Origin of the sequence: Caenibacillus caldisaponilyticus (genome assembly GCF_002003465.1) — a bacterium.
Classification (GTDB): domain Bacteria; phylum Bacillota; class Bacilli; order Bacillales; family Sporolactobacillaceae; genus Caenibacillus; species Caenibacillus caldisaponilyticus.
Map to the genome: position 1 here is coordinate 1 of NZ_BDDQ01000019.1, position 17,739 is coordinate 17,739.

General features: G+C 55.0%; 17 protein-coding genes. 5 read left to right on the forward strand and 12 right to left on the reverse strand.

Going from position 1 to position 17,739, the window contains the following annotated elements:
- A partial coding sequence (locus tag CCB157_RS18010; protein ID WP_238594623.1) for a hypothetical protein occupies positions 1-235 on the forward strand: 235 nt, incomplete at its 5' end.
- Between the two features lie 451 nt (positions 236-686).
- Here CCB157_RS18010 and CCB157_RS06685 read toward each other — a convergent pair.
- Positions 687-884: a hypothetical protein gene (locus CCB157_RS06685; protein ID WP_077615140.1), complete on the reverse strand. Its 198-nt coding sequence runs from the start codon at positions 882-884 to the stop codon at positions 687-689.
- Between the two features lie 317 nt (positions 885-1,201).
- On the opposite strand from CCB157_RS06685, the gene CCB157_RS06690 reads away from it, so the two are divergent.
- The gene (locus CCB157_RS06690; protein WP_158077233.1) at positions 1,202-1,570 is read left to right on the forward strand and encodes a YtxH domain-containing protein; all 369 of its coding nucleotides are present in this window, start codon (positions 1,202-1,204) and stop codon (positions 1,568-1,570) included.
- 127 nt (positions 1,571-1,697) lie between these two features.
- Here CCB157_RS06690 and CCB157_RS06695 read toward each other — a convergent pair whose 3' ends face one another.
- On the reverse strand, positions 1,698-2,282 hold the full coding sequence (locus tag CCB157_RS06695) for a YpmS family protein (RefSeq protein ID WP_077615142.1): 585 nt from the start codon (positions 2,280-2,282) through the stop codon (positions 1,698-1,700).
- 215 nt (positions 2,283-2,497) lie between these two features.
- Between CCB157_RS06695 and CCB157_RS06700 the strand changes: the two genes are divergently transcribed.
- Positions 2,498-2,695 (forward strand): hypothetical protein, encoded by a 198-nt coding sequence (locus tag CCB157_RS06700; protein ID WP_143286955.1) that lies wholly within the window; start codon positions 2,498-2,500, stop codon positions 2,693-2,695.
- Positions 2,696-2,903: 208 nt separating this feature from the next.
- The gene (locus CCB157_RS06705) at positions 2,904-3,788 is read left to right on the forward strand and encodes a peptidylprolyl isomerase (protein WP_077615143.1); all 885 of its coding nucleotides are present in this window, start codon (positions 2,904-2,906) and stop codon (positions 3,786-3,788) included.
- Positions 3,789-3,966: 178 nt separating this feature from the next.
- Here CCB157_RS06705 and CCB157_RS06710 read toward each other — a convergent pair whose 3' ends face one another.
- The 7 genes from CCB157_RS06710 to CCB157_RS06735 form a co-directional block, all read right to left on the reverse strand.
- A complete protein-coding gene (locus tag CCB157_RS06710; RefSeq protein WP_077615144.1) occupies positions 3,967-4,254 on the reverse strand; it encodes a sporulation YhaL family protein in 288 nt (95 codons plus the stop codon).
- Between the two features lie 168 nt (positions 4,255-4,422).
- Positions 4,423-5,385, reverse strand: a complete 963-nt coding sequence (gene yhaM, locus CCB157_RS06715) for a 3'-5' exoribonuclease YhaM (protein ID WP_077615145.1) — start codon at positions 5,383-5,385, stop codon at positions 4,423-4,425.
- An 84-nt stretch (positions 5,386-5,469) separates the two neighbouring features.
- A complete protein-coding gene (locus tag CCB157_RS18215; RefSeq protein ID WP_274519621.1) occupies positions 5,470-5,601 on the reverse strand; it encodes a hypothetical protein in 132 nt (43 codons plus the stop codon).
- A gap of 66 nt (positions 5,602-5,667) precedes the next feature.
- Positions 5,668-7,038 (reverse strand): sensor histidine kinase, encoded by a 1,371-nt coding sequence (locus CCB157_RS06720; protein ID WP_077615146.1) that lies wholly within the window; start codon positions 7,036-7,038, stop codon positions 5,668-5,670.
- A complete protein-coding gene (locus tag CCB157_RS06725) occupies positions 7,035-7,712 on the reverse strand; it encodes a response regulator transcription factor (RefSeq protein WP_077615147.1) in 678 nt (225 codons plus the stop codon). Before CCB157_RS06725 ends, CCB157_RS06720 begins: the two co-directional genes overlap by 4 nt.
- Positions 7,672-10,773 carry an AAA family ATPase gene (locus tag CCB157_RS06730; protein ID WP_077615148.1) on the reverse strand — a complete coding sequence of 1,034 codons (3,102 nt, stop codon included), beginning with the start codon at positions 10,771-10,773 and terminating at the stop codon, positions 7,672-7,674. Before CCB157_RS06730 ends, CCB157_RS06725 begins: the two co-directional genes overlap by 41 nt.
- A 130-nt stretch (positions 10,774-10,903) precedes the next feature.
- Complete coding sequence (locus CCB157_RS06735) at positions 10,904-12,127, reverse strand: metallophosphoesterase family protein (RefSeq protein ID WP_077615149.1); 1,224 nt, start codon at positions 12,125-12,127, stop codon at positions 10,904-10,906.
- 228 nt (positions 12,128-12,355) lie between these two features.
- Here CCB157_RS06735 and CCB157_RS06740 point away from each other — a divergent pair, with 228 nt between their 5' ends.
- Positions 12,356-12,541: a YhzD family protein gene (locus tag CCB157_RS06740; RefSeq protein ID WP_077615150.1), complete on the forward strand. Its 186-nt coding sequence runs from the start codon at positions 12,356-12,358 to the stop codon at positions 12,539-12,541.
- A gap of 129 nt (positions 12,542-12,670) precedes the next feature.
- Here CCB157_RS06740 and CCB157_RS06745 read toward each other — a convergent pair whose 3' ends face one another.
- From CCB157_RS06745 to CCB157_RS06755, 3 genes are all read right to left on the reverse strand, one after another.
- Entirely contained in the window at positions 12,671-13,738 is a 1,068-nt protein-coding gene (locus CCB157_RS06745) for a cytochrome d ubiquinol oxidase subunit II (protein ID WP_143286957.1), read from the reverse strand.
- A 223-nt stretch (positions 13,739-13,961) separates the two neighbouring features.
- Positions 13,962-15,308 carry a cytochrome ubiquinol oxidase subunit I gene (locus tag CCB157_RS06750; RefSeq protein ID WP_077615152.1) on the reverse strand — a complete coding sequence of 449 codons (1,347 nt, stop codon included), beginning with the start codon at positions 15,306-15,308 and terminating at the stop codon, positions 13,962-13,964.
- A 268-nt stretch (positions 15,309-15,576) separates the two neighbouring features.
- Positions 15,577-17,499 (reverse strand): electron transport protein, encoded by a 1,923-nt coding sequence (locus CCB157_RS06755; protein ID WP_077615153.1) that lies wholly within the window; start codon positions 17,497-17,499, stop codon positions 15,577-15,579.
- Positions 17,500-17,739: the final 240 nt, after the last annotated feature.

Genomic DNA, 17,739 nt, shown 5'->3' on the forward strand with positions numbered 1-17,739 from the left:
GCCCGGAGCCCCTTTATTTGCTTCCACCCGTTTGAGGGCAGTGATTAAGTTGTTCCGTGACAGAATCGTCTCCAACAGCGCCATCGAGATCTCTTTCCCTCCGCGGGATGGGGTTCAAGTCTTGCCGGGCAATGCTCAGCCCTCTATCCAAGGCCCTCCGGGCTTCACCCATCTTTCCTTGAAAGAGTTCCGTCAGGAATTCTGCTTCAGCGCATTGCGTCTCGAAAGAGTTTGATCCATCCCTGAATTGACGTTCAGCCCTTCCCTTTTCAGGCGTCCCTTACTCAGGTACTATGGCCTCTGCTGACTCCTGTACGTTCAGCAAAACCTCTCGATTTTGGTTGCCATCCTGGCGTACCGTACAGGTCTCCCCGGATAAGAGTGCGGACTTTCCACTCATGTACCTGCCCAATATACCGCCACAGCCCTTGGCGGCTTAGGACTTCATCTTGTTATGCAGACTCATCCGACTGTGACAGCCTCAAATTGGGTTCGTGTCCCTCAGGTCGAGTGTTTGCCTCCGGCTTCCTTCAGATTCCGCCTCACGGCGGACACCCTTGCCTTCAGCTAACGGTAGGCGCTCGCCAGCCCCCGTTCAGGACTTTCACCCTATAGCACCGCACCCATGCCGGGCGTACGTAAAATAAAAACGCGGCTGCGCGCCGCGTTTTTTGTTTGGGTTCGAATCAAAAGAGCCAATACAATAAAAGAACGAACAGAATCAAACCGCCGATCCCGCCGGTCAGAACGGACAAGCTCTGCCGGCGCCTGAGCGCGGTGTTTTTAAACGCATAACTTTTTTGCTGGGCCCAATCCAGCGCCGTGCGAACGACCAAGGCGCTCCCCGTGATAAACAGCAAAAGAATGAACAATACCCGCAACATCCCCCGCCTCCCACTTTTCGCAGACGCCGTCCGCGTCGGGTTCCGCCGCCTTGGCAGACGCGTGGGAACCCGCGGATCCCCTCCGGCACCCGGCGGTGATTCGGGTGTGGCCGACCATCCTCTATTATGATAACTTATGTGAGATATACTATAATGATGTTAAGAAATTCATGGACAGGGTCCCGCCGTCCGGGGCTTAAGACACGGCGGCCTTCCGTTTCCACGGCCATCTTTGGCCGCGCACCGGAATGAGCGGTGGAAGGCTTTCGGCTTGTCGATTTCGAATTCTTGGCCAGACTGCAAATGAGGTGATGTTGATGGGAAAAACCAAATCGTACTTGTGCGGCTTTTTGATCGGAGGAGTCGCCGCCGGGCTCACGGTGCTCTTGACCACCCCGAAATCCGGAAAAGCGTTGCGCCGTGATATCAAAGAACGCTTGGAAGACGCGAGGATTTCAGATCTGGGCGCAAGCATCGCCTCCGTCAAAACGAGCGTCGAAAGCTTTGTCAATAAAGGATTGCCCGCCCTGCAATCGACCGTTGAAGAAATTCGAACGATCGTGGAAACATGGCGGCGCGACATTCAACCGAACGTCCAAAAAATCGCCAGCGGCGTCAAACAATTGGACAAGGAGAGGAAAGCGATCGTTCTCAACCAAGATAAACCGAAACCGCCCTCGGATTGATAAGGGCGGTTTTTTCTACCCTCTCATTCAGCCAACCGCTCATTCGGCTCAGTCCGGCCCGCGATGGCCGTAGCCGCGAGCTTAACGGAAGTCCGGCGGCCTCCGCGTCCATCCGGTGCGGAAACCGTTACTTTTTGGCGGGGACGCGATAAACGTTAAATTCAAAGACATCTTGCGTCAAATCGATGGTTTTTGCTTTTAAGTAAAAGCGGCCGCCGACTTTGACTTGATCGAGAGCGATGATGATTTCATTTTGCGAAGGGTTGACCGTCACCCAATCGGGAAGCTTGCCGCCCGCCCGGATGAAGCGAAGCACCTCGGACTCCGGCAGGTTGAAACGCCCGAGCTTCACCGCCTTTTCTTTCAACACGATGTTGCCCTGGTCGTTCACCTCGGGGTCAAAACGTATGGTAAAGGGGATGTCCAACCCGAAAAGCTTTAAGGTGCCCGCGAGATCCACCCCGTCGTTCATCGCCACATGAAAGTCGAGATTGCCGGTCGGATGGCGGTCGATCTCATCATTGATTAAAGCGACCAGCCGGTCTTTATCGGTGCGCACCGTAAAAATCGGAGCGGATGTCATCGGCAAGCGGTGGGCGTGAGGCTTGTTCCCCGGAGCGATTGATGCCCAAACGAGCAGGATGACGAGCCCAAGGACGACGGCAAGGTCGACGCACGCCAAAATGATAAATGCTGTTTTCCATTTTTTCACGCGATCACCTTCTTCACCACTCGGCTGCTTTCATTAGCATATATCAAGCGGACGGATTTGAGCAAATCGAAACGATGCCGTCGCCCGCACAAAGTGCACGGGCATCCCCGCTCCCTCCGACGCTCACCCCGTCTCCATTTCGGAGCGGGACTACCATTTTTATGAGAACATTGGTAATCTATAAGTATGTTTAGGGATGGGGTGGGGGTTCATTCATGATATCCGTGGTTTTTACCGCTTTCGCGGCGGGGATTCTTTTTACGGTCAACTGCCTCGTTGCCGCTCTCTGCGACACGCGTGACATTCCTGAAGAAAAACGCGCCCGCCTTTTTCGCATCGTCAACATCGGCATCACGGCCCTGCTGCTGACAAGTTATTTTGAATGGCTGATCGATTTTAAGCAACCGTTGTAAAGCCGTTGATCTGCGCTTGGCAAACACCGGGCTCCATCAAGGCGGGATGGCCAGCCCAACAATGAGGTCTTTCGATCGATCGCTGTCGTGTGACTAAAGATGTGATTTTTTACAATTTCCTACAGTCGTTATCCCGCGGCTATAAAATGTGCTATAGTATTAATTGTATTTGCGCAACCAATAAAATGTAGGTAGGAGTGTTATTTATATGAAAAAATGGATTGCGGCCGTCGCCGTTGTTTTCGGTTTAACGGTGATCACCGCATGCGGAAACGGCACGGTCGTCGACACGAAAGCCGGAAAGATCACCGAAAACGAATTTGTCAAAGAGCTGAAAGATAAATACGGCAAACAAGTGCTGCAAGATATGGTCTACAAAAAATTGCTTTCCAAAAAATATAAAGTCACCGATAAAGAAGTCAATGACAAAATCCACGAGCTGATGCAAGAAAACAACATCACGAGCCAAGACCAATTGCAATCGGTTCTGGCGTCTCAAGGCGTCACAATGAAAGACTTCCGCGATGACGTGAAAACGCAAGTGTTGCTTTTCAAAGCGACGACGGACGGCGTTAAAGTTTCCGATAAAGAAATGCGGGATTATTTCAACAAAAATAAAAATAGCTTAATCGAAGTGAAGGCAAGCCACATCCTCGTCAAAGACAAGAAAAAAGCGGATGAAATCCTGCAAAAACTGAAAAACGGCGAGGATTTTGCCAAGCTGGCCAAGACCTATTCCACCGACGACGCCACCAAAAATAAAGGCGGCGATCTCGGCTGGATCAAAAAAGGGCAAATGGTGGCAGCCTTTGAAAAAGCCGCTTTCAGCATGAAGAAAGGAGAGCTGAGCGGACCCGTAAAAACCGAATACGGCTATCACATCATTAAAGTCACCGACCGCAAAGACAGCTACGAAGATTTCAAATCGGAAATCAAGAACAAAATTCTTGAACAAAAAGCCAAACCGACCCAAGAAGTACTGGACAAGCTCGTTAAAGAAAATGATGTCAAAGTCAAGGACAAACAATTTAAAGACTTGTTCAATACGTCCGTGACGACGAGCAGCGGTTCTGACAGCAACGCGAAAAAATAAGCGGAAAATCAATCAGCGACATGGAAAAACCGGAAAGCCGATCGAGCGGCTTCCGGTTTTTCATTTACATATGGGGCGAGATCAGGGTGCCTATCGATCTGACCCGCTTTCGTCTTCCCCGTGTGGACATTTCCCGAGCCTGTCTATTTTCGGTCTCCGGTTCTCTTCAGATGACGGCTTAATCCGTTCCCGTCTTTTTGCCGCGCCGTTCCCGTTCGGCTTCCATGCGGCGGATGTAGATCGCGCCCTCTTGTTCAATCCACTGCTCGTCCTCTTCTTCGTCATCGTTCGCGTGCTTCAAATATTGCCAAAAGCTGACGAGAATCCCCACCATGACGAGAACGACCCAAAACGGCAACGCCCCGATGTAATTGATCACACCCGAAAGCCAGCCGAGTTGCTGCATGACGTAAACCGCGACCAATGCAAAAATGAGAAATAACGAGCGCTTCGCCTTCGCATTCATGGTCAAACCTCCTTGAAGACCTGTCCCTCTGAGAACACTATATGCGAAAACGAAGCAAATATGACCGAACACGTGCCAAAAACCCAATCTTCTTTTCAACGCTCAGCCAACAAACGCGGTATCCAAAGGTGCCGGGAGAAACGGCAGCGCCATCTATCGCCCGTTTCGTCATTCATGGTTGACGGGCACGCGCCCGGAGAAGGTCGGCTTGTAAAACGCGCGATTGTCCATCGCAAAAAGCCGTTCGGTGAACTCGCCCGGCTTCGTCTGCTCAAGCGCGCGATTCATCATGTTCAGCTTGGCGTCCAGGTTGTCGATCATGTGGAGCACTTCGGCTTCTCGCACGAGCGGCGGTTTGGGACTTCCCCATTCCGGCTTGGAATGGTGGCTTAAAATCATATGTTGCAGCACGACGACTTCCTCGCCTTCCACGCCTAAAGCCTTGGCGGTTTCGGCGATTTCGTTCGCCATGATCGAAATATGGCCGAGCAGTTTGCCTTCGAGCGTGTAATTCGGCGCTCTGGCTCCGGAAAATTCAATGACCTTCCCCATGTCGTGCAATATGACGCCCGCATACAGCAGATCGGTGTCGAGCTCTGGATGGAGCTGGGCGATCGCCTTCGCCAAATCCAGCATCGAGACGACGTGATAAGCCAGCCCCGAGACGTATTCGTGATGGTTTTTGACCGCCGCCGGATACTCAAAAAAGGCGTTCTGGTGTTTTTTCACGAGCGCGCGGGTGATCCGTTGAATCGTCGGGTTTTTTATTTCGAAAATATACTGGGTGACGCGATCGACCATTTCCTCGACATCCATGGGCGCGGTCGGAACGAGATCGGATTTTTTGACGGAATCGCGCTCCGTTGCGGGCCGGATCGAACGGATGCGCAACTGTTTTTTGCCCCGATAGGACGTGATTTCGCCTTCGACCTTGACGACGGCTTCAGCGACGTACACTTCCTCATCCCGCGGGGTGGCGTCCCACAGCTTGGCCTCGATTTCGCCGGTCACATCTTGCAAGATCAGCGTGATAAACGGCTTGCCGTTGCTGGCAACCGAGCGGGTCGCGGATTTTATCATCAAAAACTGATTGACCGGATCGCCTTCCGATCGGTAACCGATTCCATTCATCGCCGGTTCCTCCTCATCACTCTGTCGTTTGTTTGTTATTTTACACAAGTCGGCAAACGCTTGTAAGCCGATAGATCGCCAAAATCAAACCGTCACGGCCCGCACGGTCGCAATTTTAACGGATTTTACCTCCGCCCGATCGCCGCTTGCGTTGTCGGGAACAAATACCGCTGCCGGAATCGGGAGGCGCCGATCCCATCTTTTCCATCCGTCCATGCGCCTCCCTCCGAGCATGAAAGGGCGGGGCCTCCCGTTCCTTCTCGCAGCGAAACCCAAAGGATTTTAAGCGCCGGAGACCGCCTTTTCGGAGGGCAAGCGGATTTCAAAGGCGACGCCGCCCGCCGTGTTTTGCGCACGGATCACGCCGCCGTGGCGTTCGACGATGCGCTTGACGATCGCCAGCCCCAGTCCGAACTGCCCTTTTTTTCCTTTGCTGAACGGCTCGAACAACAGGTCGATTTCGTCCTCTGGAATCGGTTCGCCGTCATTTTCAACCGAAAGGCGGACCTCATTGCCCGCGGACTCCGCTTTGAGCCGAATGCTTTGTTTCGCATAGCGCAAGGCGTTTTCCACGAGATTTTCCAATACGATGAGCCATTGTTCTTCGTCGACGTAAATCGGGACGTCGGCGCCTTCGATATCGATGGCCACCTCCGGCCTTCCCCCGGCCATCCGCTCTTTCACGATCTTTGCTAAATCCCCGAAGCGGACGTTGTTCCGGTCCGGCTTTTCCTCGGGGAGCGAGTCAACGCGCGTGAAATAAAGCAGCTTCTTCACGCGTTTTTCCATCCGCGCGGCTTCTTCCATGATGATGTCCATCGTTTCGTCCAATTGGTCGGCCGGGTAGATCCCGTCCTTGACCGATTGCGCATAGCTTTGGATGACCATGATCGGCGTTTTCAATTCGTGCGACGCCCGTTGCAAAAATTGTTTTTGCGATTCATCGTAGCGCATTAAATTGCGGCGCATGTGTTCGAATTGATCGGACAGCTGGCGAAACTCGTCGTCGCTGTTCCATTCAAAAGGCTTCTTCCAGTTCAGCCGGGCGATTTCTTCAAAGCGGTCGCCGAGCGCCCGGAGCGGCGCCTTTAAGTAGCGGGAGAGCCAAGCCGCCAAGGCGAGCGCCGCCGCCCCCGCCAGCAAAAACACGTAGATCAATTTCCACCAGAGCTTCTTGACCATCTGCTTTGTGTGCGTATCCCACATGTAGGAGATCAAATACATGCCGCTCGGTTCCGTCTTGATTTTCCGGACGACATAATAGAGGGTCGCGCCCTGATAATCGACTTCGTATTCCCCGACCGTCTTTTCCTGGCTTTCTGCGCGCTCCACCATTTTTCTATAAACCGACACGGGCAAAGGGTCACCTTTGATGCCTTGCAAGTCCTGATAATATAACATGTGTCCGACCGCGCGCTTGGCTTGCTGATTTTCGATGTATTTGCCGAGGTTTCCGTCGGGCGGCGACAAATAATCGCTGAGGTTCGGCACGACATAACGCAATTGTTCCTGCTCGATCAGTTGGAAACTGTCGTCCTTGAGCGCCTGCTCCAGCGAAAAGGGGTAGACGATGCCGACGATGAGGCCGACGATGACGATGAGGGAAATAAACGACAGCCAAATGCGTTTGGATAACGACCAGCGCATCGTCATGTCACGATCCTGTAGCCTTCGCCGTACAACGTTTCAAGCGCCAGCCGCGGCATCTTTTTTCGGATGCGGCGAACGACGTCGTCGACCGCGCGATGGGAGCCGAAATAATCCTCGCCCCACACCGCGCTCAAGATTTCTTCCCGCGTTTTCGCCATATTGATGTTTTCCAAAAGAAAAAGGAGGACGTCAAATTCCTTCATCGTCAAATCGATCTCCTCTTGGTTCTCGCCGAAGACTTTGCGCCGGTTGACGTCGATCTTGTACCCGGTCACCTCAATGATGTGCGACTTGAGCCCTTGGCCATAGACGCGATGGAGCAGTTTGCGCGCCCGGATGACCAATTCTTTCGGGAGAAACGGCTTGGTCAAATAGTCGTCGCTGCCCATTTCCAGGCCTTGGATGCGGTCGAGGTCGCGATCGCGCGCGGAGATGAAAATGACCGGCATTTCGGAATGGCGCGCTTTAATCTTTTGGATCAAATCAAACCCCGACATCCCCGGCAACATGATGTCGATGATCCAGAGGTGGGCGCCGCTGTGAAGATATTCCAGAGCGGCTTCGGCGCTGTGGAACACCTGCACCGTCCAGCCTTCATTCTCCAAATATTTGCTGAGTATGGAGGCGAGTTTGACTTCATCCTCTACCAAGTGAATCCGAAACGAAAAGGCCGTCATCCGTCGTCACCCCGTTTTGATTTGAATGGAACAATTCAAGCATATCCTCTGCCCGATAGCGGTGGCACGTCAACAAAAGGATTTGGTGCCGGCCGGACCATTCGCGCAGGAGTTCCAAGACGCGCGCCCGCCGTTCGCCGTCGAAATTGACGAAGCCGTCATCGACAATAAACGGCAGGTTCACGCGGTCATCAAAGAGCGAAGCGAGGGCGAGGCGCAAGGCGAGATAGAGCTGTTCCTTCGTGCCGCGGCTCAGCTCCGCCGCCTTAAACCAAACGCCGTCACGCCGTTCGACGGAAAATCCGTCGGCTTCGGAAAAATAGACCATGCGGTAGCGCCCGGCCGTCATGCGCCACAGATGCTCGCCGGCCAGCGTCAAAATGGTCGGCAGCCGGTTTTCCCGATAGATTTCTTCGGTTTCCTTCAACAAAACAAGCGCGGTTTGATAGACCGCCCACGCCCTTGCCTGTTCGTTGAAGAGCGAGCGCTTTTCTTCAAACTTGTGAAGAAGGTCGTCGTACGCCTCGTTTTCTTCCATTTGCCGAATCGCCGCTTTCAGGTCGGCGATCTCCCGGTCCACGGCTTTGAGATGGCGCTCCGCTTCCGCCATACGCGCATGGACATCCGCCTCGGTTACGCCTTGCCAGCGGCCGGAGCGAAGCCAGTCGAAACACGCCTTCAAATCGTCTGCGCGCGGCACCATCTGCCTCAGCTGCTTTAGAAGCTCCTCTGTTTGCTTGCGGTAGGCATCGTTCGCTTCTTTCATTTTTCCGAGCCGGAAAAAATCCTCTTCCGACTCGACTCCCGCCGCTTTCAAAAGGTCGCGGCATTCCCGCCGATAGCGGGCGATGTGTTCAACGAGCGCCGCGCGCTGATTGTCCAATTCCCGGGCCGCTTCCTCCAAGCGCCGCCGCTTTTCGCGCCTTTCCAAAGCGCGTTCCAGGCGCTTTTCCCATTCGAACGGATCCCCTGCCGGATCATTGAGCTGCTCGGCGCAAGCCGCCACCTTCGCTTCGAATGCGGCCAACCGCGCCCGGCGATCCGCGATCTGTCGGTCGATTCTTTCCAGCCGCGCCAACCGCTCCTGGATGTTTTCGACCAAGTCAAAGACATCGGGGAGCAAGGCGGGATCGGCGATTTCTGGAAAGCGGTGTTGCTCGCACCAGGCGGCGAGCGCCGCCTTCGCCTTTTCCCGTTCCCATTCGAGGCGGTCCAGCTTTTGGATCAAAGTCTGATATTGCCCTTGCTCTTCTTTAAGCCGCTCTTCGCAGGCTTTGAGCTGGGCGCGCCGGTTTTCTTCCCGCTCGTACCGCGCTTTCAGATCGGCAAAATCGACAGCGCGCCCATGCGATTCCAGCTCGTTCCATCGGCGTTGAAGATCTTTCGCCTTTTCGTCCGCCGTAAACTTCCTTTGGACGGCGCGAAGGGAAAACCAGGAAACGAAAGCAAGAACGGTGCCGAAGGCGGCAATCCCCCAAGCGAATGGCGCTCCCCGCGCCATCAACCAAAGGAAAAGCAAAACGGACAAGACCGCAACGGATAACGAGAGCCCATATTTCAAACGCCCGAAGAATCGTGCCAGCGCCCGCTCGCTTTCCAGTGCCTCCCGCTCGCGGACCAGCCATTCTCTTTCCCGTTCCAGTCGCTCCGGAGCGCGGGCCATGATCTTTTCTTTCATTTCCTCAAAGGCCTCATCAGGCAGCGCTTCGCGGGAGAGCTCGGCGCATTTTTCTTTTAACGCCTTGATTTTTGCCGCCGTTTCTTCCACGGCGAGTTCAAGCGCTTCCTGCGTTTTCGCGAGCCGTTCCCACTCGTCGTGCCGATCGTTGAGTGCCTTTTTTGCGTCCAAACCGGTATCGGCTTCTTTAAGCATAGGCAGCGCGGCAGGATCGGCATTCAGGCGGCGAAGGCGATCGGCGAGCGCCGCCTCTTCCGCGCGGCGCGTTTCATCGAGCGCCGCCAACTCCCGGCGCCATGATTCGGCGTCGGCGCTTTCCTTAAGCAGGCGGCGGATGTCGCGCTCACGGGCCAAGATCGGGTCGTCGTCCCCGCAAGCGGCGATGTCCGCTCGGATCGCTTCCAGCCGCTTATCGAATTCATTTTTCTGGGCTTCAAGGGTCACGATTTGCGCGCGCCAGCGCTCATAACGTTCCAAGCCGTTTTCCGGAAAACGCGAGGCGGCGGCGAGTTCGTCCTGCGCTTTTTTGGCGGATTCGTACTCGATCATGAGCGGCTCGCACGCTTTATATCTCATAAAGGCGCGCCTGTCCCTTTCCAGTTGCGCGCGCTCCCGTTCCAGCTGCTCGCGCGTCCGTTCGCGTTCCGCAAGCGCGGCCTTCATTTTCCGGTAATCGGCGAGCTTCGCTTCCCAGCTTTTCAATTGCTCGGACAACGCTTTAAGCTCCGCGAGCGTTTGGTTGGCCGCCGGGTTGCGCCCGCCCGGCTTAAAGAGTTCACCGGCCCTTTTTTCCAGCGTTTTCTCCAGTTCGTGAATGCGGGCGCTGCCGGCCATGCCGACGCTGAAAAGATAACGGTTCAACTCATCGGCTTTCATCCGCTCGATGCCGTTCAATCCGTCCAGATCGAAGCAGAAAACCGCTTCATAGATCTCGCGATCGACGCCTTGCAGCCAGTCGGCGAGCCGGCTTTCGTCGGCCACGTCGCCGTTTTCAAAATAAAGGATCGCCCTCCCCCCGTTTTTTCGAAGGTGGCGGACGACTTTGACCGTCCCGATCCCGGACAACGATAGCGTGAGGCTGCCGCCGATATCCTCCCGGCCGTCTCCAAGATACGGGGAAAGTTCCGCTTTGCGCGGAAAGCCGAACAGGATGCACTTGATAAAGGCGACGAGTGTAGACTTGCCCGCTTCATTCGGCCCGTAGACGATCAAAAACGGGCGGTCGGTGAACGAGTATGTCCAATCGGAGAACCGGCCGAACCGGTCGATGTGCACGGCGGTGATTCGCACGGCTTCTCCTCCCTTCTTCTGGCCGATGAGCATGAGCGGATAAGCGCCGCGGCGTCGTTTCCAAACGGCAAACGGGAAAACCGCCTTGATCACCGATGAACCCTTTCATCGGAACCCGGCCTTATCCGTTTCTTAAAAAGGCTGCGGCCTTCATGCCGCGGCCGTCTCTTTTCCGCCGCGCTCTGTAAATGGCGGATTAGAAATCCTGATTATAAATGGCAAATTAGGAATCCCGATTTTTCAACAGGGAATCGAGCAACCATTTTTCGGCGGCGCGCCAAATGGCTTCTTCGTCTTCCGGACCGAGCGGATCCAAAAACCGCCGGGCCTGGTGATGACGGTAGAGGGGAGCGAGGCGGTCGGCGAGCGGCCGTCTTTCATCCGCCAAACGGATGAGATCTCCGAGAAAGTGTGAACCTTGTGCGAGCTTGTCCCTGTCGTATTTCGGCGCGGTTTGATCTTCCAGCGCGGTGATCCAAACGAAGTCCTCGCGTTCGTCCTCCCCGTCCCGCAAAGCTTCGAGGTATTCATCCGCCCGCTCCATGAGATCCAGCGCCAAATCGCTTCTTCCGGTCAAAACGACGCGGAGCAGCACGCCGGCACCGGACCGGCGCCGCGCTTCTTTTTCCTTTAGACAAGCGCGGAGCAAAGCGTCCGGGTTCGGAGCGCCTTCGAGGTCGATCATGGCTTCATCCCATATGACGTCACCCGCGGGAATGAATTCCTTCGCGACGCGGCCCCGTTCCATCGTGACGAAGTAAAAGCCTTTCTCACCCGTCTCCTTGGCGGACAGTCCTTGAAGCGAACCCGGATAGACGATCGGAGGGTCATCATGGATGACATTCCGCTTGTGGATGTGGCCGAGCGCCCAATAATCAAAGTCTTTTTCCAAAAGATCGGCGACCGCAAACGGCGCATAGACGTCGTGATCCGCATCGCCCTTTATGCTGCCGTGCAGGACGCCGATGTGATAGTCGGCGCCGGGCGCTTTGGTATAGCCGCCGAGCATGTTGGTCGTGACGTGGCGCGTCGGATAACTGAAACCATAGAGGTGGACGGTCGGCCGCCCCGGCTTTTCAAAGCGCAATACCTCCGGATGCGGCCCGAACGTACGGGCGTTTTCCCCGTATTGAATGCCGGACCAATGGCTGTCGAGCGGGTCGTGATTGCCGTGGCAAATGAAGACGTCGATGCCCCGTTCGTGCAAGCGTTCGAGTTCGCGGCGAAAAAAGGCCTCGGCGCGCAGCCCCCGGCCGACGTGGTCAAAGACGTCGCCGGCAATCACGATAAAATCCGCCCCATGTTGGACGGCGAAATCGACAAGCCGCGACCAGGACGAAAGGGTGCTTCGGCGCACGCGCGCGCCGATCGCCTCGGGCAAACCGGACAATCCTTGAAAAGGATGGTCGAGATGAACGTCGGCCGCATGGATGAAGGTGACCGTCATCCGCTTTCCTCCGTTCCCTTTATTTCCTTCATTTTATCACACCGTCACCCGAACGACCATTCGTATCCCCGCCGAGCGCCGAACTCGAAGGACAGCGCTTTCAAATTTACAAAACGCGCGTTATAATAACCTCAAAAAGCGCATGCAACCGTCAGCCCGGCGATAGCGCAACCGCCGCGGCAAACGGCGGCATGCCACACACCTTGCCGAACCGGAAGGAGGACCGACATGCCGACCTACACATTAACCGTCTATGAAAAAGACGGCAAGAAACTCGTCGAAGAAACGTTTGAAGCGGCCAACGACCAAGAAGGGCGGAAGAAAGGGGAAGAGTTATTGAAAGAAAAGCATTTTGAACACCACACGAGCCGGGTCACTTCTTCCTCGGGAAAGCTTGTCCATTTTCACCGTTAAAAGGAAGACGAAAACCATCGTTCTGACCCAAGGTTGGCGCAAGGCGCCCGGCCGATTGCCGATGCGGCGCCGGACCGCCCGGTATGCCGGCTTTTTTGTAGCGCGGCGCTTTCGCCGTGCAATTCCTTTTTATTTGTTCCCCCGATCATCCACTGAATCCTTATCCGCGCGAATGTAGCGATGATCGGCCATAAACATCTTCCAAAAGAAAATGAAGCCTGGAAGAAGCAGCATCAAACCGATGAGGTAGGAAATCGACAGGGCCCGAAACGTATTCGGGTCGGTAAACCCTTGCGCAACCGTTACATAAGGATAAACGATATACGGATAATGGGCTTTTCCGTAGGCATACCCGGCGAGCAAATATTGGACGATCGTCAAGACGACGGAAGCGCGCGGAACGCCGGGCTTCGCCTTCCCCTTTTTTGAATAAAACAAGGCGAGATAACCGAGAAGAAAAGCGAAGACGGCCAATAACAGCCAGAAAAAATTCCCTTGCAGGCGCAAAAACAACCAATCCGCGTCGTTTTGCAGCGCAACGACGATCATGACCGCCATCAAGAGCGTAAACGGGCCGAGCCCGATGGCGCTTTTGCGATAAACGCGGTAAGCTTCCTGATCGCCCGCCACCCGCGCATAATCGGCGAGCAATAGCGAGGACAAATACAACGTATTGGTAATGGCAAAACCGGTAAAGGCATAAAAGCTTAAACTCATGAACAGCGTGGAAAAATCAAGCAACTTGACGCCGTTCACCGCGTGGATGAACGTCCCATGCGTGACCGGCAAAACGAGAATGAGCAAGGCCGGAATCATCACCCCGCTCATGCCGGAAATGACGGTTAAGACCCGCCGGTATTTTTCAACGGCGGAATGGGAAAAAACGAGGAAGGCGCTGCGAAAGGCGAGGAGAAGCAGAATCACGCTTCCCGGCAAGAGCAGCGTCGATCCGAGGATGTCATTGGCGCCCGGGAAAAAGCTGTAAAGGCTGACGACGATGAGAACAATAAAAACGTTCGTCACTTCCCAAGAAGGCGACAGATACCGGTTCGCCATTTCACTCGCGCCCAATTTTCCCCTGTTCATATACAACATCGACCAAAAACCGGCTCCAAAGTCGATCGACGCGGCCACGGCATAAACAAAAATAAACGTCCAAAGAATGATGACCGCCAACGTCGCATCCGCAATGTGCATGTTCATCCGCCCCGTTAAAATGGAATGATTTCCGCAAAACGTTCTAAAGCTTACACGCAGCAAAAAGATGCGCTTGAATGCGTAGACGAAGACACGTCTTCCCAGCCGCTGTGGCAGATGGTTGTCCTGCCCTTGGAAGACTCGTCCGCCTCGCCTGAAGCCATGCAGTCACACCCGCCCATTTTCAAAAATCATTCCCCATTCGGCGAGACTCAGTCGCCGGTTATAGGCTCTCCGGTTTGCCGGAGGACGGCGGCAAATCGTTGGCCACGGGATGCCTTCGAAACAAAAAGTACAAGACGAGAAGCGCCGCGATTAAGAGAACGATATAAACGGCGAGAAAAAGCGTGAACAGCCCGGCCAAATGACCGGCTCCGGTCACGGCTTCCTCCGTGCGCATCACGCGGTAGATCACCCACGGCTGCCGGCCCGTGCAGGCAAAAATCCAACCGAACTCAATGCCTAATATCGCGAGCGGACCGGAAGCAACAAAGCCCCACATCATGATTTTCGGAAAAGCGGGCCGTCTCAATATTTTATTCCAGATGAACCCGATCACCGATAAAGCCAACAAAAGAAAACCGATTCCGACCATGCCGTTGAACAAGACGTGGATAAAAAGCGGCGGCCATTCATCGCGCGGAAAATCGTTCAGCCCTTTGACGCGGGCATCAAAGCGATTTCCGGCCAAAAAGCTGAGCATTCCCGGAATTTTCAGCGCGTATTTGACGTCTTGATCTTTTTCGCTCACGTAGCCTCCGATGGCGAGCGGGGCGTGTGTTCGCGTCTCGAACAATCCTTCGGCCGCCGCCAATTTTTCCGGATTCCATTGGGCGACGCCTTGGGCCGTTTCATGCCCATTCAGCGCGGTCAAAACCGAAAAAATGCCGCCCACCGCGAGCGAAAGCATCAAGGCTTTCCGGTGGAAGGTGTAAATTCTTATGTAATCCCGTTGCTTCAACATTTTGTACGCCGCAATCGTCGCGATGAAGAAAGCGCCCGTCATAAAGGCGGATACCGCGACGTGAACGGCCTGATCGACAAAGCTCGGGTTCATGAAGGCCTGCCACGGGTGCACGTCCATGATCCTTCCGTCGACCAACTTAAAGCCGGCGGGCGTATCTTCAAACGTGTGGACATTGGTGATCAAAACGGCGGAAGCCATCGCGCCCAGCGTGACGAGGGAGACGCTTGCGATCCGCTGCCATGGCCTTAAACGGTCATACGCGTAGACATAAATGGACATGAAAAGCGCTTCGATGAAGAAAGCGTACAGCTCGATTTGAAACGGCAGGGAAATCACCTTTCCGACGAACGTCATAAAGCCGGGCCAGAGCAACATGAGCTGGACGCCGGCGATCGTTCCCGTCGGAATGCCGATGCCTAACAAAACGGCGAACCCCTTGGTCCACCGCCGGGCCATCACCGAATAATCGCGGTCGCCCGTTCTTTGATAAAGAAGTTCCGCCGCAAGAATCATGAGCGGAATGCCGACACCGAGGGTGGCAAAAATGATGTGAAAGCCCATCGTCGTTCCAAAAAAAGAGCGTGCAATCAATGTGTGCGACATGCCCGTTCGCTTCCTTTTTCCATGGTCTAGGTCTGGTTGTATTTTGCGCAACGGTTTCCCAAATTATTCTTCAATCGGTATGAAAATGGATATTTTCCATGAAAAAGCGCGGGGCAAGCCCGGGGCTGGGCGTGTCGCAAACTCCGGTGACTCGCGTTTATGGTTTATGGCGGCAGCGGCGCCGTTCAGCCTCCTTGGCGCATTCCCTATCGTCCGCCAAACATCCGTTGATGGACAAGCGCCCACCGCACCCGATCGGGGACCGATGTTATTTAGTCAGCGACAGTAAATAAGCGATCAGCGCGTCTTGTTCCGCTTTCGTGAACCCCGTCGTCTCATCCACGTAAAAATCATGGCCGCGGCCGCTGACGTGAAGGGCCTCCAACCCGGCGCGCCGATTGGCGGCGACCACGCGGGCACGCAGCCGTGAATCGACAAGCGCCCGCAAGCTGTTCCTGGGATCAATGGGCAGATTTCTTCCGGTCGTCCCGGGAATGCCGAGATCGTGCCGCAAGTCTTTTCCGACCGCGACGCCGCCGTCGTGCAAATACGGCGCTGACCAGTAAAGTCCGTTCAGGCTCGGCGTTTTATAGCCGCCCGCGGATACGCCGTGGGCGAATCCGAGTTGGCGTTGGGAAAAGCCGAGCGGCGCAGGCGGGACGTGTTGAACATCGGGATGCTTCGGCAGCGGCGTCGGGGTGTTGGGCGCGTATTGCACAGCCCGGCCGAACTGGTTCTCCGTTTTTTTCAACGCCCTCGCCCGTGACGGATCGGTGCCGATCGTTTTCGCGCTCACGATGCGATTGTTCGTCAAATATGCCCCGGCATGGCAGCGCAGGCACCCTGCTTTGATGAACACGCCTTTGCCCCGTTCCACCGCCTTTTCATCCAACGTGACCGGTGCCTTGGGCGGAACGATGGTGTTTTGCCAAGCGGCCATCGCGTTGTTTTCCCGGTTCACCTTTTGTCCGGGACTCGTTGCGATCAAACCGTCGGGGGCAGCCGGCGTCAGCTTCGGAAACTTCGGGTTTTTGACCAGTTGGTTGACGCCCGGCACCCCAGGCGTCGGATCGATCTCGGCGAAAAAGCGGGACGGCGTTTTTCCCGATGCCGGATTATAGCGGAATTTCGGGTTGGCGGCATTTTGCAAAATCGTCCCGATATACACTTCTTTATCGATGTCAAAAAGCGCTCGGCTCGCGTCGGCTTGCGACAACGGATCGGTATTTTGCGCATGGACATTGTTCGTAAACACGCTGAGCCCATGGAAAGGCCCGACTTGTGCGAAGCCGCTCCATCCATAGGGAAAATCGCCCTTCGTAAAAGCATCGGGAATCTTCGTCGGATTGGCTTTCAGATCAATGGTTGAATCAAAACTTCCCGCCGGCCAGCGAAGGAGCTGGGCGTCAACGGCGTCTTCCAATTTTTTCGGATCGGGAAGTCTCAGTTTATGTCCCCCGCCGTTCGTCACCGTGCCGCTCTTTTCAGTAATAAAGGTTTTCAGCGCTTGAATTTGCGCGTGCGTAAAATAAGAGGCGGAATTCGGCGCGAGCGCCATGAGCAGGCCGAGATTCAAATCGTTGTTGATCGCCCCTTCAACGACGTTTTTGGACATCCGGTCGACCGTGGCGTGACAGGCGGCACAGCTGATGCCGGCTCTGATCTTTCCGCCGTCGTAGTGGACGGGAATGCCGAGCGGCGCGTAGGCCCCCTTCGGCACGTCAATCCCCGTGCTGATTTTTTCACCTTTGCGAAACATTCGGCCGCCGATTTTCGCGTCAGAAGCCAATTCTACTTTCAAGTCGGTCGTCCCCTTGCCGTGAAGAGCAACGACCGCCTTCATCAGATTGCCGAAGGTTAAAGGTCCGTTAATAATACCGAGGATATCGGTTAAAAACACCTCATTGCCGAACGTTTCTTTGTAAAAGGCGGTCTTGCCGAGTTTGAGCAAATGTTCGTCGATTTTGACCGCCCCGTCGGCCGGCGACCGATGGTTTCCCCCGCCCCCGGCCGCCTTATCGGAAATGAAGCGCCCCCACAAATCGTAGCCCGTTTCGATAAAGTGGCGGTTGATCGTTTGATTCGCCCCGGGCATATAGGCATATTCAAAATGTGATGTCCAAACCGCTGCGATGACGGCCGCCAAAGCGGCAACCGCCCCCGCCGCGATCCAATGCCGTTTTTTTCGCACGACAAAAAGCTCCTTCGAAAATTCGTCAATACTATCATCTCTTCAAGCCATAAAATTATGTAAAAGGTAGGCGGATGAGGAGGAGATAGGGATGCTTCGGACGGTGCCGGCGCCTTCTAAACGGATAGAGGGGCGCGCCGCTTATCCCGGCGGGAAAGCGGAAAGAGGATACATAAAAGTCTGCGCATGCGCCGGCCATTCGCGGGCCACAAGTTCCGCCGATCCGCCCATCGGCTTGAT

Coding starts and splice junctions, on each gene's coding strand:
- CCB157_RS06685 (WP_077615140.1), bottom strand. CDS start 884: ATGTTGCGGGTATTGTTCATTCTTTTGCTGTTTATCACGGGGAGCGCC.
- CCB157_RS06690 (WP_158077233.1), top strand. CDS start 1,202: ATGGGAAAAACCAAATCGTACTTGTGCGGCTTTTTGATCGGAGGAGTC.
- CCB157_RS06700 (WP_143286955.1), top strand. CDS start 2,498: ATGATATCCGTGGTTTTTACCGCTTTCGCGGCGGGGATTCTTTTTACG.
- CCB157_RS06705 (WP_077615143.1), top strand. CDS start 2,904: ATGAAAAAATGGATTGCGGCCGTCGCCGTTGTTTTCGGTTTAACGGTG.
- CCB157_RS06710 (WP_077615144.1), bottom strand. CDS start 4,254: ATGAATGCGAAGGCGAAGCGCTCGTTATTTCTCATTTTTGCATTGGTC.
- yhaM (WP_077615145.1), bottom strand. CDS start 5,385: ATGAATGGAATCGGTTACCGATCGGAAGGCGATCCGGTCAATCAGTTT.
- CCB157_RS18215 (WP_274519621.1), bottom strand. CDS start 5,601: ATGGACGGATGGAAAAGATGGGATCGGCGCCTCCCGATTCCGGCAGCG.
- CCB157_RS06720 (WP_077615146.1), bottom strand. CDS start 7,038: ATGACGATGCGCTGGTCGTTATCCAAACGCATTTGGCTGTCGTTTATT.
- CCB157_RS06725 (WP_077615147.1), bottom strand. CDS start 7,712: ATGACGGCCTTTTCGTTTCGGATTCACTTGGTAGAGGATGAAGTCAAA.
- CCB157_RS06735 (WP_077615149.1), bottom strand. CDS start 12,127: ATGACGGTCACCTTCATCCATGCGGCCGACGTTCATCTCGACCATCCT.
- CCB157_RS06740 (WP_077615150.1), top strand. CDS start 12,356: ATGCCGACCTACACATTAACCGTCTATGAAAAAGACGGCAAGAAACTC.
- CCB157_RS06745 (WP_143286957.1), bottom strand. CDS start 13,738: ATGCACATTGCGGATGCGACGTTGGCGGTCATCATTCTTTGGACGTTT.
- CCB157_RS06750 (WP_077615152.1), bottom strand. CDS start 15,308: ATGTCGCACACATTGATTGCACGCTCTTTTTTTGGAACGACGATGGGC.